We start from the raw sequence: 14,605 nt of genomic DNA, 5'->3' as shown, positions 1-14,605 counted from the left end.
CATGACGACCGACACCCTCGACCTCGCCCAGCCGGCCGCGGACCAGGACCCCATCGAGGCGTCCCGGGCGCACGAGGAGTACGAGTTCCCCGTCTCCGACGCCCAGAGCCGGCTCCTGGTCCTCGACCAGCTGAACCCCGGCACCGCGCAGTACAACGTGCCCGCCGCCTTCGCCGTGCGCGGCCCCTTCGACGTCGCCGCGTTCGGCCGCGCCCTGGACGCGCTGGTCGCCCGGCACGAGTCCCTGCGGACCGTCTTCCGCACCGCCCCCGACGGCACCCAGACCCAGCTCGTACGGGCCACCGGCCGGGCCGCGCTCACCGTCGAGGAGGGCGTACCCGCGGACCGCGTGGACGCGCTGATGCGGACGGCGGCCGCCCGCCCCTTCGACCCGGCCGCCGGGCCCCTGCTGCGCTGCGCGGTGTACGCGGTCGACGACGGCACCCACCGCATCCTGCTCGTCGCCCACCATCTGGTCTGCGACGGCTGGTCGCTGGGCGTCATGCTCGACGGGATCGGCGCCGCCTACCGGGACGAGACGGCCGGCCGGCCCCACAGCCCACCCGAACCGGCCCTGCAGTTCCCGGACTTCGCGTTCTGGCAGCGCGAACGGCAGGAAGCGGGCGTCTACGCACCGGCCGTACAGCACTGGGTTCAGGACCTGCGCGGCGCGCCCGCCACCCTGGAACTGCCGACCGACCGGCCGCGCCCCGCCGTCCGTTCGGCATCCGGCGGCACCGTACCCTTCCGGCTGCCCGCCGCCACCCGCGCCCGCCTGGCCGAGGCGGCCGCGACCTCGGAGGCGACCCCCTTCACCGTGCTGTTCGCCGCCTACGCCGCCTTCCTCGGCCGCCTCACCGGCTGTGCGGACCTCGTCATCGGCTACCCGGTGTCCGGCCGCGAGCACCCCGAGCTCCAGCAGACCGTCGGCATGCTCGCCAACACCCTCGCCCTGCGCGTCGACCTGAGCGGCGACCCCTGTCTCGACGAACTCGCCGCCCGCGTCCGCACCGCACTGCGGGCCGCCGCCCCGCACCAGGACGCCCCGTTCGAAGCGGTGGTAGACGCCCTCGCGCCGGCCCGGGAGACCACACACGACCCGGTGGTGCAGGTCGTCTTCGCCTACGACGACGACACCGCCCTCACCCTGGAACTGGCCGGCACCGAAACCCGACGGCTCGAACTCGCCCTGGACACCGCGAAGTTCGACTTCCATCTGCATGTGGAGCGCTGGGGAGAGGACCTGGCCGCCCAGTTCATCTACCGCGCCGACCTGTTCGAGGCGGCGACCGTCCGCCGCTGGACCCGTAACTTCACCGTTCTCCTGGACGGCCTCCTCGCGGCCCCGCACGCCCCCCTTTCGTCCCTCGACCCGGTCGCCGAGGACGAGCGGCGCCTGATCCTCGCGCAGGCCGACCGCCTCGCCGACGCCGCCCCCGCCGACCGCCTGGTCCCCGACCTGATCGCGGACGTCGCCGCGGCCCGCCCGGACGCCACCGCCCTGGTGCACGGCGAGGAACGCCTCGACTACCGCCAACTCCTCGCGCGTGCCGACGTGTTGGCCGCCCGGCTGCGTGCGGCCGGAGTACGCCCCGGATTCCGCGTCGGCGTGCTGCTGCCCCGCTCGGCGGACCAGGGCCTCGCCGCCCTCGCGGTGCTGCGCGCGGGCGGCGCCTACGTCCCCCTGGACCGCGCCCACCCCGACGACCGCCTGCGCTACATGGTCGACTGCTCCGGGACCGGCCTGCTGCTGACGGCCGAGGCCACCGCCGAGAGGGCCGGGCGACTCGGCGTGCCCTCCCTGCGCGTCGACCGCACCGACCCGACCGAGCCGCCGCCCGTCCACGAGGGGCCGGCGCCCGGCGCCCGCGACCTCGCCTACGTCCTGTTCACCTCCGGCTCCACCGGCCGCCCCAAGGGCGTGGCCGTCGAACACCGGGCCCTGGTCAACCTGACCATGGCCGCGCGCCACTCCTTCCCGGTGACGGCCGCGGACCGGGTGCTGCAGTTCGTGGCCTTCGGCTTCGACGTCGCCGTCTCCGACCTGTTCTTCCCCTGGGTCGCGGGCGCCGAGCTGCACGTCCCGCACGAGGACGAGCGGCTCGGCGAGGCCCTGCTGCACCGGCTGCGCGACTCCCGGATCACCTATGTGTTCCTGCCGCCGTCCGCGGCCATGCTGCTGCCCGACGTCACCGGACAACTGCCCGACCTGCGCACCCTCGCCGTCGGCGGCGAGTCCTGCCCCGCCGAACTCGTCGAGCGGCTGCACGCACCGGGGCGGCGGATCGTGAACGCCTACGGTCCCAGCGAGGTCACCGTCTACTCTCACACCGGCGACCTCACCCCGGGCGGACCCGTCGTGCTCGGCCGGTCCGTCGCCGGCGCCCGCTACTACGTCCTGGACGACCGGCTGCGGCCCGTCCCCGTCGGCGTCACCGGCGAGATCTTCATCGCGGGCGCCGGACTCGCCCGCGGCTACATCGGGCAACCCGGCCTGACCGCCGAACGGTTCGTCGCCGACCCGTACGGCGCCCCGGGCACCCGGATGTACCGCAGCGGCGACCTCGGCCGCATCGACGCCGACGGTGTGCTGACCTACCTCGGGCGCAGCGACCTTCAGGTCAAGCTGCGGGGCGTGCGCCTCGAACTCGGCGAGATCGAGTCGCTGCTCGCCGCCCACCCGGACATCCGGATCGCCGCGGCCACCGTGCGCGGCACCGGCGCCGAACAGCGGCTCGTCGCCTACGTGGTGGGCCGCGACGGCACCGCCCCACCCCCGGACGACGCGCTCCGCGCCCACCTCGCCAGGCGGCTGCCCGCCTTCATGGTGCCCGAGGTGTTCGTCCGCCTCGACGAGCTGCCGCTCAGCGGCAACGGCAAGATCGACCGCTCCCGGCTGCCCGAACCGGCCCTCACCCTGCGCACCCCGGACGTGTCCTGGACGGCCGCGGACACCGCCATGGAACGCCGGATCGCGGACGTGTGGGCACGCGTCCTGACCATGGACCGGGTCGGCGTCCACGACAACTTCTTCGAAATGGGGGGCAATTCGGTCCGCCTGCTCCGGGTGCTGGCCGCGCTGCGCGAAGCCGGCCTGGACGGCGGCCTCACTCTGGTCGACCTGTTCCGCCACCCCACCGTCGCCTCCCTCGCCACCCGCCTCGACCAGGCCCGCGCGGCGAACCTCCCCGACCCGGCAGCCCACGGCGACGAACGGCACCACCGACGCACTGCCGCCGCCCGACGGCTCCGCTCCCGCAAGGGGACTCCATGACGACCGCCACCACCGAGGCGGCACCGGCGATTCCCCTCCGGCACCTCGCCCCGCACCCTGAGGCCGCCACCCCCGGCAGCCTCCCGCACCACCACCGCCGCCTCACGACTCAGCTCCCGCAGGGGAACCCCGCGATGACCGCCACCACCGCGGCGGCATCGGCGACTCCCCGCCCGCGTCTCGCCCCGCACCCGGCCGGGGCGAGCGCGGCCACCCCGCCCGGCGGCCACCGGCGCACCGCCGGCGACCCCGGCAACCACCGGCACCACCGGCGCACCGCCGCCGTCCGACGCCCCCGCTCCCGGAAAGGCACACTCCGATGACCGACACCGCAGCTTCCGAGGCCCTCGACTCCGCCATCGCTGTCATCGGCATGAGCGGCCGCTTCCCCGGCGCCCCCGACCTCGACACGTACTGGCGGAACCTCGTCGGCGGGGTCTGCTCGATCACCGACCTCACCGAGGAGGAACTCCTCGCCGACGGCGCCGACCCGGACGAGATCCGCGGCCGCGACTACGTGGCCGCCAAGGGCGTCCTCGCCGACGCCGACCGTTTCGAGGCCGCCCTGTTCGGCTTCCACCGCACCGAGGCCGCGGCCCTGGACCCGCAGCACCGGCTGCTCCTGGAGACCGCCTGGTCCGCGCTGGAGGACGCCGGGCACGACCCGCTCGCCGCACCGCTTCGCACCGGCGTCTACGTCGGCGGCGGCGTCACCGAGCACATGCTGGCCGCCCAGACCGACCCGAAGCTCGCGGCCCAGCTCGGCGCGCTCCAGGTGCGCATCCTCACCGACCGCGAGTTCCTCGCCCCCTGGATCTCCTACCGCCTGGGCCTCGACGGCCCGAGCCTGACCGTCCAGACGGCCTGTTCCACCTCCCTGACCGCGATCCACCTCGCCGTCCAGGCGCTGCTGCTCGGCGACTGCGACACCGCGCTGGCCGGCGGCGTCGCCGTCGACACCGTGCGCAGCCGCGGATACGTCCACTACCAGGGCGGCATCTTCTCGCCCGACGGCCGCTGCCGCCCCTTCGACGAGCGGTCCGGCGGCACCGTGCCCGGCAACGGCGTCGGCGTCGTCGTACTGCGCCGTCTCGCGGACGCGCTCGCCGACGGCGACCCGGTACGTGCCGTCATCCGCGGCAGCGCCGTCACCAACGACGGTGCCGCCCGGGTCGGCTTCACCGCCCCCGGCGTCGACCAGCAGACCGCCGCCATCGTCGAGGCCTGGACGTCGGCGGGCCTGGATCCGGCCGACGCCCAGTACCTGGAGGCGCACGGCACGGCCACCGAACTCGGCGACCGGATCGAGGCGAGCGCCGCGACCGCCGCGTTCAAGGGCGCCCTCGGCACCCGCTCCGTCGGCCTCGGCTCGGTGAAGGCGAACATCGGCCACCTGGACGCGGCCGCGGGTGTCGCCGGGTTCATCAAAACGGTCCTCATGCTGGAGCACGCCACCCTCGCCCCCACTGCCGGAGCCGGCCGCCCGCACCCCGAACTCGCCCTCGACGACTCGCCGTTCCACGTCGTCGACCGGGCCGCGCCCTGGCCCGAGCCGGAGTGCGGCCCCCGCCGGGCCGGCATCAGCTCCGTCGGTATCGGCGGCACCAACGTCCACGTGGCCCTGGAACAGGCCCCGCCGCGCCCCGCTCCTGCCGCCACCTCGGGACCGGAGGTCCTGCTGCTCTCCGCCCGTACCGAGGACGCCCTCAAGACCCTCGCGGGCCGCCTCGCCGCCGTCCTGCGCACCCCCGGTGCCCCCAGCCTCGCGGACACCGCCCACACCCTCCGCTTCGGCCGTACGCCGCTCGCCGAGCGCGCCTACGTCCTGGCCGCCGACCGGGAGGAGGCCGCGGCCCGGCTGGCCGAACTGGCCGAGGGCCGCGCCGGGTCCGTCCCGGCGGGCGCCGACGACCTGCGGGCGATCGGCGAGGCGTGGCTGCGTGACGAGCGGCTGCCGTGGCCGGGCCGGGGCCGCCGGGTCGCGCTGCCGACGTACCCGTTCGCGGGGGAGAGCCACGGGGCGTTCGGCCTGGACACGGTCCGCGCGCAGTCGGCGAAGGAGCCGGAGCCGCAGACCGCGCCGGACGCCGGTCTCGACCCGGCCGTACGCGCCCTGCTCGTCGAGACGCTCGGCCTGGACTCCGCCGACGACCTGGGGATGACGTACTTCGCCGCCGGCGGGGACTCCCTGGCCGCCGTCCACCTGGTGGGCTGCCTGCGCGACGACTTCGACATCGACGTTCCGCTCACCCTGTTCCTGGAAGAGCTGACCCTCGACGAACTGGCCCGGCGGATCGTCGAGGCCAGGGAGCCGGACGACGCGCTGGACGCGCTGCTCAGCGAGTTCGAGGGCGTGTGAAAGAAGGGGCCGGCGGTGTCCGCCGGCCCCTTCCGCTCGTCCTCACACCCTCACACGCCTACGCCTACCGACGTCAACACCCTTGCCACGTACGGCAGATGCTCGTCCACGAAGAAATGCCCGCCCGGCAGCACATGCGTCGTGAACGCCCCTTCGGTCTCCCGCTCCCAGGCCGCCACCGCCGAGACCGGGACCCTCGGGTCCGCGTCCCCGGTCAGCGCCACCACCGGGCAGCGCAGCCGGGGGCCGGGGCGGTGGGTGTGGGCGAACAGCATCGCGTAGTCCGCGCGCAGGGCGGGCAGGATCAGCTCCAGCAGCATCGGGTCGGCCAGCAGGACGTCGTCGGTGCCGGCCAGCAGCCGCATCTCCGCGAGCAGTTCGGCGTCCGAGGGCGCCTTCGGCCACCGGGCCGCGACCGGCACCGAGGGCCCGCCGCGCCCCGACACGAACAGCGCCGCTGGCACCTGGCCCCGCGCCTGCAGCGCCCTGGCCGTCTCGAACGCCACGACCGCGCCCATGCTGTGCCCGAACAGCGCCGGCGGTCGCCCGGCCGGATCCGCGGACAGAGCGTCCAGTACGGCGTCCACCACCTCGCCGATCCGCTCGGCGAACGGCTCCGCGAAACGGTCGTGCCGGCCCGGGTACTGCACCACCAGGGGCTCCAGCGGGCCCGTGACCGCGGCCGACAGGGGGTGGTAGGCGGCGGCCGCGCCTCCCGCGTGGGGGAAGCACAGCAGGCGGGCGGGGGCGTCGGCGGCGGGGTGGAAACGCCGTATCCAGTCGGCCATGGAAATCCTCTCTGTCCTCGGTACAGGAAACGGACCGGGCCCCGGTGCCGGTTCCCCGGCCCGGGGCCCTTGTCGCACGGTGTGCGCGGCGCGCTCTCACTCCGCCGCGGCGATCCAGCTCTCCAACTCGTCCAGTGTGGTCGCGGGGTCCGCGACGAGCACGTTCAGCTCGTCGTCGTGCGGGTTGAGGGTGACGACGGCGGGGCAGCGATGACAGCCCTCCACGCCGACCTGGTTCCACCACTTGCAGTGCGGGCGGAGGTGGCACCGCGGTACGGCACCGGTCTCGGCCTTCGCCGGTACGGCCCGTATGCGCTCGATCAGACCGCACGCGTCGCCCACCCGGTTCGCACAGTCCGACACGCAGTGCGAGGCGAACCGCAGCACCCGGTTGGGCGCGATGCCCTCCGGGATACCGCCGAGCACCTCGGCGGCCGGTACCGGATCGGCGAGATAGACGACCTCACCGCGCTCCCCGGACCGGACACCGAGGACCACGGACTCGGGGCGACTCGCGTCGCCGCTGGGACACCAGTTGACGGGGCGTTCCACGGTGCTCACCTCCGCACCCCTAGCAGGAGGCCGTGTAGGTGCCCGGCTTGCTGCTGACGGAGATGCCGCCGACGACGCCGGTGGTGACGGCGCCGCTCTCCTCCTCGGCCGCGACAGCCTTGGCGATGCTCGCCGCCAGCTGCGCCTGCGAGGTGATCCGCTCGGGCCGGGCGGCAGCCGCCGCGGGCGCGCTGCCCGCCGCGACGAGCCCGGTGACCAGCGCAGCGGCCGCGGCCGCCGTACGAAGACCGTTGTTCATACGAGTCCCTTCCCAAGTCGCCTTATGCCTACGGGACTTGAGGCTAGAGATCGGAGAGCACGGCAACCGGCGGTAGAGGCGGCAGCTGGGCGGCGCCCCAGAAGGGGCGCGGGGAACGGCGCGACCAGCCACGACCGCCGCACCCGAACAACGACACGCAGAGGCACTTACTGCGAAGGGAGAACCCGGCCCTGTCCTAAAGACCGTGCGCGGCGTTCATCAGGGACTGCCAGTCCGGGAGTTTCACCACGCCCCGGCCCAGGGAGGCTCCCAGCTCAGCTTCCGCTCGCTCTATCGCGCACCAGCCCGTCCAGCCCACCGGCTCGATCCCCGCCGCCCGCAGCGCGGCCAGCGGGTCGCCCGGCAGATCCTTGTGTACGAGTGTGGCGGCGTCCTGCACCAGGGACGTCACCGTCTCCTTCGCGCACGGCCGGTTGGTGCCGATGACACCCGTCGGGCCCCGCTTGATCCAGCCGGCCACGTACTCGCCCGGTGCGACCACGCCCTCGCGCAGCACCCGGCCGGCGAGATGGGGCACGGTTGCGGTGGCGGGGTCGAACGGCAGGTCCTCCAGCGGGACTCCGAGGTAGCCCACCGAGCGCAGCACCAACTGGGCCTCGATCTCCTCGAATTCGCCGGTTCCGGTCACGCCGCCCCGTCCGTCAGGTGCCGTCCGTTCGAAGCGGACCGCGCCCACCCGGCCGCCGTCGGCGAGCAGTTCGACGGGACGCAGGAAGAAGCGCAGGGAGATCCTGTGCGGCGAAGGGTGTGCGCCAGGTCCCGCCCAGCCGCGCAGCACCTCCACGTTCCGACGCTGCGGCGCGGCCAGGGCAGCGGGGTCGAGGTACGCCGGGTCCAGCGCCAACTCCTCTGCGCGCACGGCTATGTCGGTGTCCGGGAGTGAACCCAGCTCGCGCAGCTCCTTGGTGGTGAAGCGGGCCTGGGAGGGGCCGCGCCGCCCCACCATGTGGACGTCCGCCACCCGGCTGTCCGCCAGTGCTGCCAGTGCGGGCTGCGGCATGTCGGTGGTGCGGAGCTCCGTCACCCCGCGCGCCAGCATCCGCGTCACGTCGACGGCGACGTTACCCACCCCGATGACCACCGCCGACCGGACACCGGCCACGAAGGCGTCGGCCGTCGAGTCGGGGTGGGCGCTGTACCAGGACACGAACTCGGTCGCCGACCAGCTGCCCGGCAGGTCCTCGCCCGGAATCCCCAGATGCCGGTCGGTCGCGGCACCCACGCAGTACACGACGGCGTGGTACAGCTCGCGCAGCCGCCCGGCCGGCACCCCGCCCGGACCGATCTCGACCCCGCCGAGGAACCGCACCCGCTCATGCTCCAGGACTCCTCGCAGGTTGTTCTGGAGCGACTTGATCTTCTCGTGGTCCGGTGCCACGCCGTAACGCACCAGACCGTACGGGCAGGGCAGCCGGTCCAGGACGTCGACGAGGACACCGGGATCCTGCTGTACGAGGCTCTGGGCGGTGTAGCACCCGCTCGGCCCGGAGCCGACCACGGCGACACGCAACACGGCGGAACTCCTTCCCTGAGGAGTCGCTGACATCTCCAGGATCGCACCGCCGGTGCTGCTCTGACAGGGTGCCGGTGCCATCCCGACGTGCGTGTCCGTTCGTATGGAATGTGATCATGCGGTTACGTTGCGTGTGTGCTTGAAACATCCTTTCTTAATCTTTCTGATCGTTGTCCGACGGACGGCAACGTGTCCGTGTGGCCCGCGTGGGAAGTGCGGGAGGACGAGGGCGCCGTGGCGTGGTTCAACGTCCGGCTGGCCTTCTCCGACGGAGCGCAGGTCGACGCACTCGCCGTGGTGTCCGAAGGGGGCGTCTGCCTGGAGGACGTCCGGGCGATGCCCGCGCTGTCGCTCGACGATCTGGGCGCGCTCGCTGACTGGATCGAGGGGCCGCTCTTCGAGGCCGGTGGAACGGAGCCCCGGGCGCAGACGGAGACCGAGGCGGGGACCGGGCCGCGCCGCGCCCGCCCGGCGTGGCCGCGCGGCATGGAGGGCCGCTGGTTGATCGCGCAGGAGTACCAGGCCGCTCAGGACGACGGCGTCGACCCGGTCCTCGCGGTGATGTGCGCGACAGGTCACAGCCGCCGCAAAACGCTCAGACTGATCTCCCAGGCACGCGACGCGGGATTCCTGACGCCACGTCACGCACAGCGCTGAGCAAGGCGGTTCGCCGAGTCACCTGGCTCGACGAGCACTCCGGTGCCGGCGGCGAGCTCGTTCAGAGCATGCTCCGCATCCGGTTGATCTCGCTCGTCTGCTGGGCGACCACGTCGTCCGCCATCTCCTCGATCCGGATGTTGTTGCCCTGTCCCTTGACGTCCGTCGCCATGGTGATCGCTCCCTCGTGGTGAGTGATCATCAGGGTGAGGAAGAGCTGGTCGAAGGCCGCCCCCTTCGCCGCGCGCAACTTCTTCACCTGGGCCTCGGTCGCCATGCCGGGCATCGGGGCGTGCTCGTGGGCGCCGCTCTTCCCGGGCCGGCCGTGCTCCTTCAACCAGGCCCTCATCGCGTCGATCTCCGGCCCCTGAGCGGCCGAGATCCGCTCGGCGAGGGCCTTGAGCTTCGCCGACTCGGCACGCTCAGGCGCCAGCTCGGTCAGCTCCAGGGCCTGGGCGTGGTGCTCGATCATCATGCGCGCATACGAGACGTCGGCCGAGTTGGGGGTGTCGTCGTCGTCCCGCTGCGCCTGCGCGTCCTCTGCCGACAGCGTGCGGTTCGCCTCGCCCGGTCCGCCCGGCACCAGTACCAAGGGCCCGGTGGCCGAGGCCGACCCGGGATCCGCACCGGAGTCGCAGCCCCCGAGGGCCAGGGCTGCCAGAGCGACCAGGGTGAGGGTCGCGCGGGGCGCGCGGCGAAAGAGCACAGGGGTCATCCAGGGTCCCTTCATTACAGTCTCGTTGCCCTCTGTTGATCTGTGCATGGTGAAGACGATACTGCGGGGGTGCGTGAAGCGTTCCACAAGAATCGCACAGGGAGGAAACAGTGATCCTGTCGAGAATTCCCCGAACCCGCCACAGACGCCTGGGAGTTGCCGCGGCCGCCGCGGGTCTCCTGGCCGCACTGCTGACCGCGGTACCGGCCGCCGCGACCCCCGACCCCGGGGACGGCCCGGCCGCGAGCAAGGGAGTGTCCAAGAGCACCGAGGCCGAGGTGCGGGCGGCGATCGCCGACGGCGAGATACCCGGCCAGGACGAGATCGTCCACTCCGACAACATCGAGCACCTCGTCAACATCCCCAAGGACGCGCTGCCCGGCACCAATTCGGACCTGGCCTTCCAGGGCGGATACGCCTTCGCCGGCAACTACGACGGCTTCCGCATCTTCGACATCAGAAACCCGAAGGCGCCGAAGACGGTCGCCCAGGTGCTGTGCCCCGGCTCGCAGAACGACATCTCCGTCTCCGGGAACCTGCTGTTCCTGTCCACCGACTCCTCGCGCAACGACAGCAGTTGCAGCAGCACCACCCAGCCCGCGACCGAGAAGTCGTCGTGGGAGGGCATGAAGGTCTTCGACATCAGCGACAAGACGAACCCGAAGTACGTCGCCGCCGTGGAGACCGCCTGCGGCTCGCACACTCACACGCTGGTACCGGAGCGCAGGAACGTCTACCTCTACGTCTCCTCGTACTCGCCGAGCGCGACCTACCCCGACTGCCGGCCGCCGCACGACGGCATCTCTGTCATCAAGGTGCCCCGCAACGCCCCCCAGAAGGCGGCGGTCGTCAACTTCCCGGTGCTCTTCCCCGGCGAGGGCCCCGACGGCGGCGGCAACCCCGGTTCGCCCACCAACCCGGGCGTCTCCAAGACCACCGGCTGCCACGACATCACGGTGCTCCCGGACAAGGACCTGGCGGCAGGCGCCTGCATGGGCGACGGCATCCTGTTCTCCATCAAGGACCCGGAGAACCCGAAGGTCATCGACCGCGTCCAGGACAACGTGAACTTCGCGTTCTGGCACTCGGCGACCTTCAACCAGAAGGCGAACAAGGTCGTCTTCACCGACGAGTTGGGCGGCGGCGGTGCGGCCACCTGCAACGCGGAGATCGGCCCGAACCGCGGTGCCGACGGCATCTACGACATCGTCGGCAAGGGCGACAAGCGCAAGCTCGCCTTCCGCAGCTACTTCAAGATCCCCCGCTACCAGGCCGCCACCGAGAACTGCGTCGCCCACAACGGCTCGCTGATCCCGGTCAAGGGCAAGGACCTCATGGTCCAGGCGTGGTACCAGGGGGGCGTGTCCGTGTGGGACTTCACCGACTCGTCCAAGCCCCGGGAGATCGCCTACTTCGAGCGCGGTCCGCTCAACACGAGCACCATGCAGACCGGCGGGGCCTGGTCGGCGTACTACTACAACGGCTACATCTACTCCAACGACATCGCCAAGGGCTTCGACGTCCTCAAGCTCAGCGACCGGCGCACGGATCCGGCCAGGAAGGTGCGGCTGAAGGAGCTCAACGTCCAGACGCAGCCGGACTACTTCGACTGACCCTCGGACTCCCGGCCCGTCTCGAAGAAACGTGACAGATCCATGTCGTACGCCCCGTCGGGTGCCTCGGTGCCCGGCGGGACGCCCTGCTCCCAGTCGAGGCGGTAGCGCGTGAACAACTCGGCGCGCAGGGTCGCGAGCGGCATCGGGACGTTCGGTACGACCATCGCGTAGACCGCGCCCATGAGCTGCGAGCGCAGCATCGGGTACTCGCTGCCGACCTCCTGTGAACCGTGCCGTTCCATCGTCTCGCGCAGCAGCTCGGCGAGGCGCTGCTGTTCCGGGCACTCCACGAAGCCGGCGGTGTCCAGCAGCCCCGCCATGTGCTGGCGCATCAGCACCGTCCGGTCCCGGGTCAGACCCAGGATCGCGTCGATGGCCCGAGCCATCCGCTCCCGGCCGTCCTCGGTGTGCGGCTCGCGCTCCAGGGCCTCCTCCAGCGTGCGGTGCATGAGCCGGTGCACCGCCGACTGCACCAGCTGGCGCTTGCCGGGGAAGTAGTACGACACCAGACCGCGTGCCGAACCGGCCCGGTCCGCGATGTCGCCGAGGGTCGTGGCCTCGTATCCGCGCTCGGAGACGAGTTCGAGGGCCGCCTGCAGGAACCGCTCCCGGGAACGACGGCGCAACTCTTCATTGACCGAGGCGCTGCGCGGGGACATGCTGAGAACTCCTGTGTTGACTGGCTATCAGCCAACTATACTCAGGACGTCCTGATCGGCCCGCAAAAGGCCTGGTCGGGGCTGCCGCCTGCTCTGGGCGACGCGGGGGATCGTCCAGGGTGGGCGAGCATATGCCCCAATGGTGTCCTCAGGCGACCTTTCCGGCAGGGTGACCGACCGGTTTTCGGACATCTTTTTCCGGGCTCGATTCAGGGTCCCGCCCGGGGGCGTGATTCGCCGGTCTCAACCCACCAGGCCGAGGACCGGCCGCAGCCCGTCGGGGCGCCGCGCCACCGGCAGATGATCAACGAAGTGCACCCCGCACCCCAGGGCCGCCGCGCCACCGTCCGCCCGCCGGTCGTCACCGACCATCAGCACGTCCCCGGGCGCCACGCCGAGCGCCGTGCAGGCGGTCCTGAACAGCCTGGGGTCCGGCTTCTGGATGCCGTGCTCGTACGACAGCACATAGGCGTCGACGTAACGATCGAGCCCGTGCGCGCGGAAGACCGGCCGCAGATCCCAGCCGATGTTGCTGACCACGCCCACCGGGATCCCGCGCTCGCGCAGCGCACCCAGCACCTCGACGGCGTCGGGGTAGGGCTGCCAGGCCGCCGGCGACATGTGCCGGTCGTACAACGCGTCGTGCAGGGCGGGGTCAGGCAGCGGGACCTGCCGTGAGAGCCCGGTGTAGGCGGCCCGGTGCAGTTCGGCGCTCTCGTCCCGAACTCCCCACACGGCGGCGACCTCGTCCGGCATCGGAACCCCGGGCGCCACTCCGCCCGGCAACGCTCCCACGCGCTCAAGCTCCTGTGCGGCCCGCGTCAACTCGGCCTCGGGGAGGGACAGTTCCGCCGTGTCCAGACCGGCCCGCAACCAGGACTCGGTGGACTCGATCCGGAAGAGGGTTCCCGAGAAGTCGAACAGCACAGCAGCCATACGATGATCTTACGGGCCCGCGTTCCAGTCGAGGGGGAGCTCGCCCCCGCAGAACACGCAGACGAAGTCCTCCTCACGCACGATCGACCGCTCCCCGCACCTCTCGCAGCGCCGGAACACCACCTCGTGCGTGAACCGTCCCGGGTGCTCGACGCCGGCCCGGTCGAGCGCGCGCACGACCGAGTGCCACGAGCCGAGGTCCGGGCAGTAGCCCGTGGAGTGGTTGGTGACCTCGTGGACCGCCCAGCGGCCGGCGGCCCGGGCGAATCCCATCTCCCCGGCGGCCAGTACCTCCATGCCGCCCGCGCAGGCCACGTGTTCGCTCCGGCGGGGCGCGAGCCGCAGCAGGCCGTCGGGGGAGACGACGAAGGTGAAGGGCTCCGACGTCTCGGCCGGCCCGCGGCCGGACAGCCAGGTGGCGAGGTCGCCGGCGGAACGGATGGGCCGGCCCTCGCTGCCCGGCCGTACCGTCGAGCGCAGACGGGGTGGGCCCACATAGGCATAGGTGCGGGTGGAGCCGTCGTTCACGGCCGGTACCGCTGGTGGACCAGCACCGCCAGGCTCACCAGCATGCCGCCCAGGAGCCAGCCGCCGAGGACGTCGGAGGGCCAGTGGACGCCCAGCCAGATGCGGGTCAGCCCCACGCCCGCGACGGAGATCACGGTCAGTGCCAGGCCCGTGCGCCACAGGGCGCGGCCGGCGCCGTAGTGGTGGAGGAGCCACAGGAGCAGGCCGCAGACGACCGTGGCCGTCAGAGCGTGGCCCGACGGGTAGGCCGCGAAGTGCGCGGTGTCGACGGGGTCGGGCCAGACGGGACGTTCACGGCCGACCGCGGCCTTCAGGACCTGCTGGACCAGTGTGCCCACCGCACATGTGGCCACCAGCCATACGGCCGTCCAGCGGGCGTTGCGCCGCCACACCAGCCAGATGGCCGCGACCGCACACAGGATGCGCATCGTCCAGGGGTCCCAGACCCAGTCCGTGAGGATGCGGAAGGCATGGGTGAGCCCTGGTTCGTCGACCGCCCAGTCGTGGGTGGTGTCGGCGATGTCGCCGTCGACGGTGAGCAGCGGGTGCCACCGGGTCGCGACCAGCACGAGCAGCAGCACAGAGCACAGGGCCAGGACACCGGTGACGCGAGCCGCGGTCCGGTGCTCCGGTGAACGGGGCGGGGAGTCGACGGACGGGGTGTGCATGGTCCGATCCTCGCCGACCGGTGCGGCCCGAGGCCAATTCCGGTCCGTGGGCGGGCCCGA

The 14,605-nt window shown here is 72.4% G+C and carries 14 protein-coding genes; 5 read left to right on the top strand and 9 right to left on the bottom strand.

Annotated features, from left to right (window positions below):
• Position 1 precedes the first annotated feature (1 nt).
• The 3 genes from OHT57_RS06060 to OHT57_RS06050 are packed head-to-tail and all read left to right on the top strand — an operon-like array spanning position 2 to position 5,633.
• A complete protein-coding gene (locus OHT57_RS06060; RefSeq protein WP_328745004.1) occupies positions 2-3,274 on the top strand; it encodes a non-ribosomal peptide synthetase in 3,273 nt (1,090 codons plus the stop codon).
• Complete coding sequence (locus OHT57_RS06055; protein ID WP_328745003.1) at positions 3,271-3,597, top strand: hypothetical protein; 327 nt, start codon at positions 3,271-3,273, stop codon at positions 3,595-3,597. The genes OHT57_RS06060 and OHT57_RS06055 overlap by 4 nt, the downstream gene beginning before the upstream one ends.
• Positions 3,594-5,633 (top strand): beta-ketoacyl synthase N-terminal-like domain-containing protein, encoded by a 2,040-nt coding sequence (locus tag OHT57_RS06050; RefSeq protein WP_328745002.1) that lies wholly within the window; start codon positions 3,594-3,596, stop codon positions 5,631-5,633. Before OHT57_RS06055 ends, OHT57_RS06050 begins: the two co-directional genes overlap by 4 nt.
• A gap of 50 nt (positions 5,634-5,683) precedes the next feature.
• Here the strand turns inward: OHT57_RS06050 and OHT57_RS06045 are convergent, their stop codons facing one another.
• The 4 genes from OHT57_RS06045 to OHT57_RS06030 form a co-directional block, all read right to left on the bottom strand.
• Positions 5,684-6,421 carry a thioesterase II family protein gene (locus tag OHT57_RS06045; protein ID WP_328745001.1) on the bottom strand — a complete coding sequence of 246 codons (738 nt, stop codon included), beginning with the start codon at positions 6,419-6,421 and terminating at the stop codon, positions 5,684-5,686.
• Between the two features lie 96 nt (positions 6,422-6,517).
• On the bottom strand, positions 6,518-6,982 hold the full coding sequence (locus tag OHT57_RS06040; RefSeq protein WP_328745000.1) for a hypothetical protein: 465 nt from the start codon (positions 6,980-6,982) through the stop codon (positions 6,518-6,520).
• 10 nt (positions 6,983-6,992) lie between these two features.
• Complete coding sequence (locus tag OHT57_RS06035; RefSeq protein ID WP_328744999.1) at positions 6,993-7,232, bottom strand: hypothetical protein; 240 nt, start codon at positions 7,230-7,232, stop codon at positions 6,993-6,995.
• 196 nt (positions 7,233-7,428) lie between these two features.
• On the bottom strand, positions 7,429-8,766 hold the full coding sequence (locus OHT57_RS06030) for an FAD-dependent oxidoreductase (RefSeq protein WP_328744998.1): 1,338 nt from the start codon (positions 8,764-8,766) through the stop codon (positions 7,429-7,431).
• A gap of 189 nt (positions 8,767-8,955) precedes the next feature.
• Between OHT57_RS06030 and OHT57_RS06025 the strand changes: the two genes are divergently transcribed.
• The gene (locus tag OHT57_RS06025) at positions 8,956-9,423 is read left to right on the top strand and encodes a DUF6214 family protein (protein ID WP_328744997.1); all 468 of its coding nucleotides are present in this window, start codon (positions 8,956-8,958) and stop codon (positions 9,421-9,423) included.
• 61 nt (positions 9,424-9,484) lie between these two features.
• Here the strand turns inward: OHT57_RS06025 and OHT57_RS06020 are convergent, their stop codons facing one another.
• A complete protein-coding gene (locus OHT57_RS06020) occupies positions 9,485-10,138 on the bottom strand; it encodes a DUF305 domain-containing protein (RefSeq protein WP_328744996.1) in 654 nt (217 codons plus the stop codon).
• Positions 10,139-10,248: 110 nt separating this feature from the next.
• Here OHT57_RS06020 and OHT57_RS06015 point away from each other — a divergent pair, with 110 nt between their 5' ends.
• On the top strand, positions 10,249-11,751 hold the full coding sequence (locus tag OHT57_RS06015) for an LVIVD repeat-containing protein (RefSeq protein ID WP_328744995.1): 1,503 nt from the start codon (positions 10,249-10,251) through the stop codon (positions 11,749-11,751).
• Here OHT57_RS06015 and OHT57_RS06010 read toward each other — a convergent pair.
• The 4 genes from OHT57_RS06010 to OHT57_RS05995 all read right to left on the bottom strand — a co-directional run bounded on the left by OHT57_RS06010 (position 11,739) and on the right by OHT57_RS05995 (position 14,545).
• Entirely contained in the window at positions 11,739-12,413 is a 675-nt protein-coding gene (locus OHT57_RS06010; RefSeq protein WP_328744994.1) for a TetR/AcrR family transcriptional regulator, read from the bottom strand. The two genes, OHT57_RS06015 and OHT57_RS06010, sit on opposite strands and share 13 nt — an antisense overlap.
• A gap of 243 nt (positions 12,414-12,656) precedes the next feature.
• On the bottom strand, positions 12,657-13,349 hold the full coding sequence (locus tag OHT57_RS06005; protein WP_328744993.1) for an HAD family hydrolase: 693 nt from the start codon (positions 13,347-13,349) through the stop codon (positions 12,657-12,659).
• 9 nt (positions 13,350-13,358) lie between these two features.
• Positions 13,359-13,877 carry a hypothetical protein gene (locus tag OHT57_RS06000; RefSeq protein ID WP_328744992.1) on the bottom strand — a complete coding sequence of 173 codons (519 nt, stop codon included), beginning with the start codon at positions 13,875-13,877 and terminating at the stop codon, positions 13,359-13,361.
• Positions 13,874-14,545: a phosphatase PAP2 family protein gene (locus OHT57_RS05995; protein ID WP_328744991.1), complete on the bottom strand. Its 672-nt coding sequence runs from the start codon at positions 14,543-14,545 to the stop codon at positions 13,874-13,876. The genes OHT57_RS06000 and OHT57_RS05995 overlap by 4 nt, the downstream gene beginning before the upstream one ends.
• Positions 14,546-14,605 lie beyond the last annotated feature (60 nt).

It is taken from the genome of Streptomyces sp. NBC_00285 (genome assembly GCF_036174265.1).
In the GTDB taxonomy this organism is placed as follows: domain Bacteria; phylum Actinomycetota; class Actinomycetes; order Streptomycetales; family Streptomycetaceae; genus Streptomyces.
Note: the sequence above shows the minus strand (reverse complement) of the source record. Positions and strands in the feature narration are given on the sequence as shown.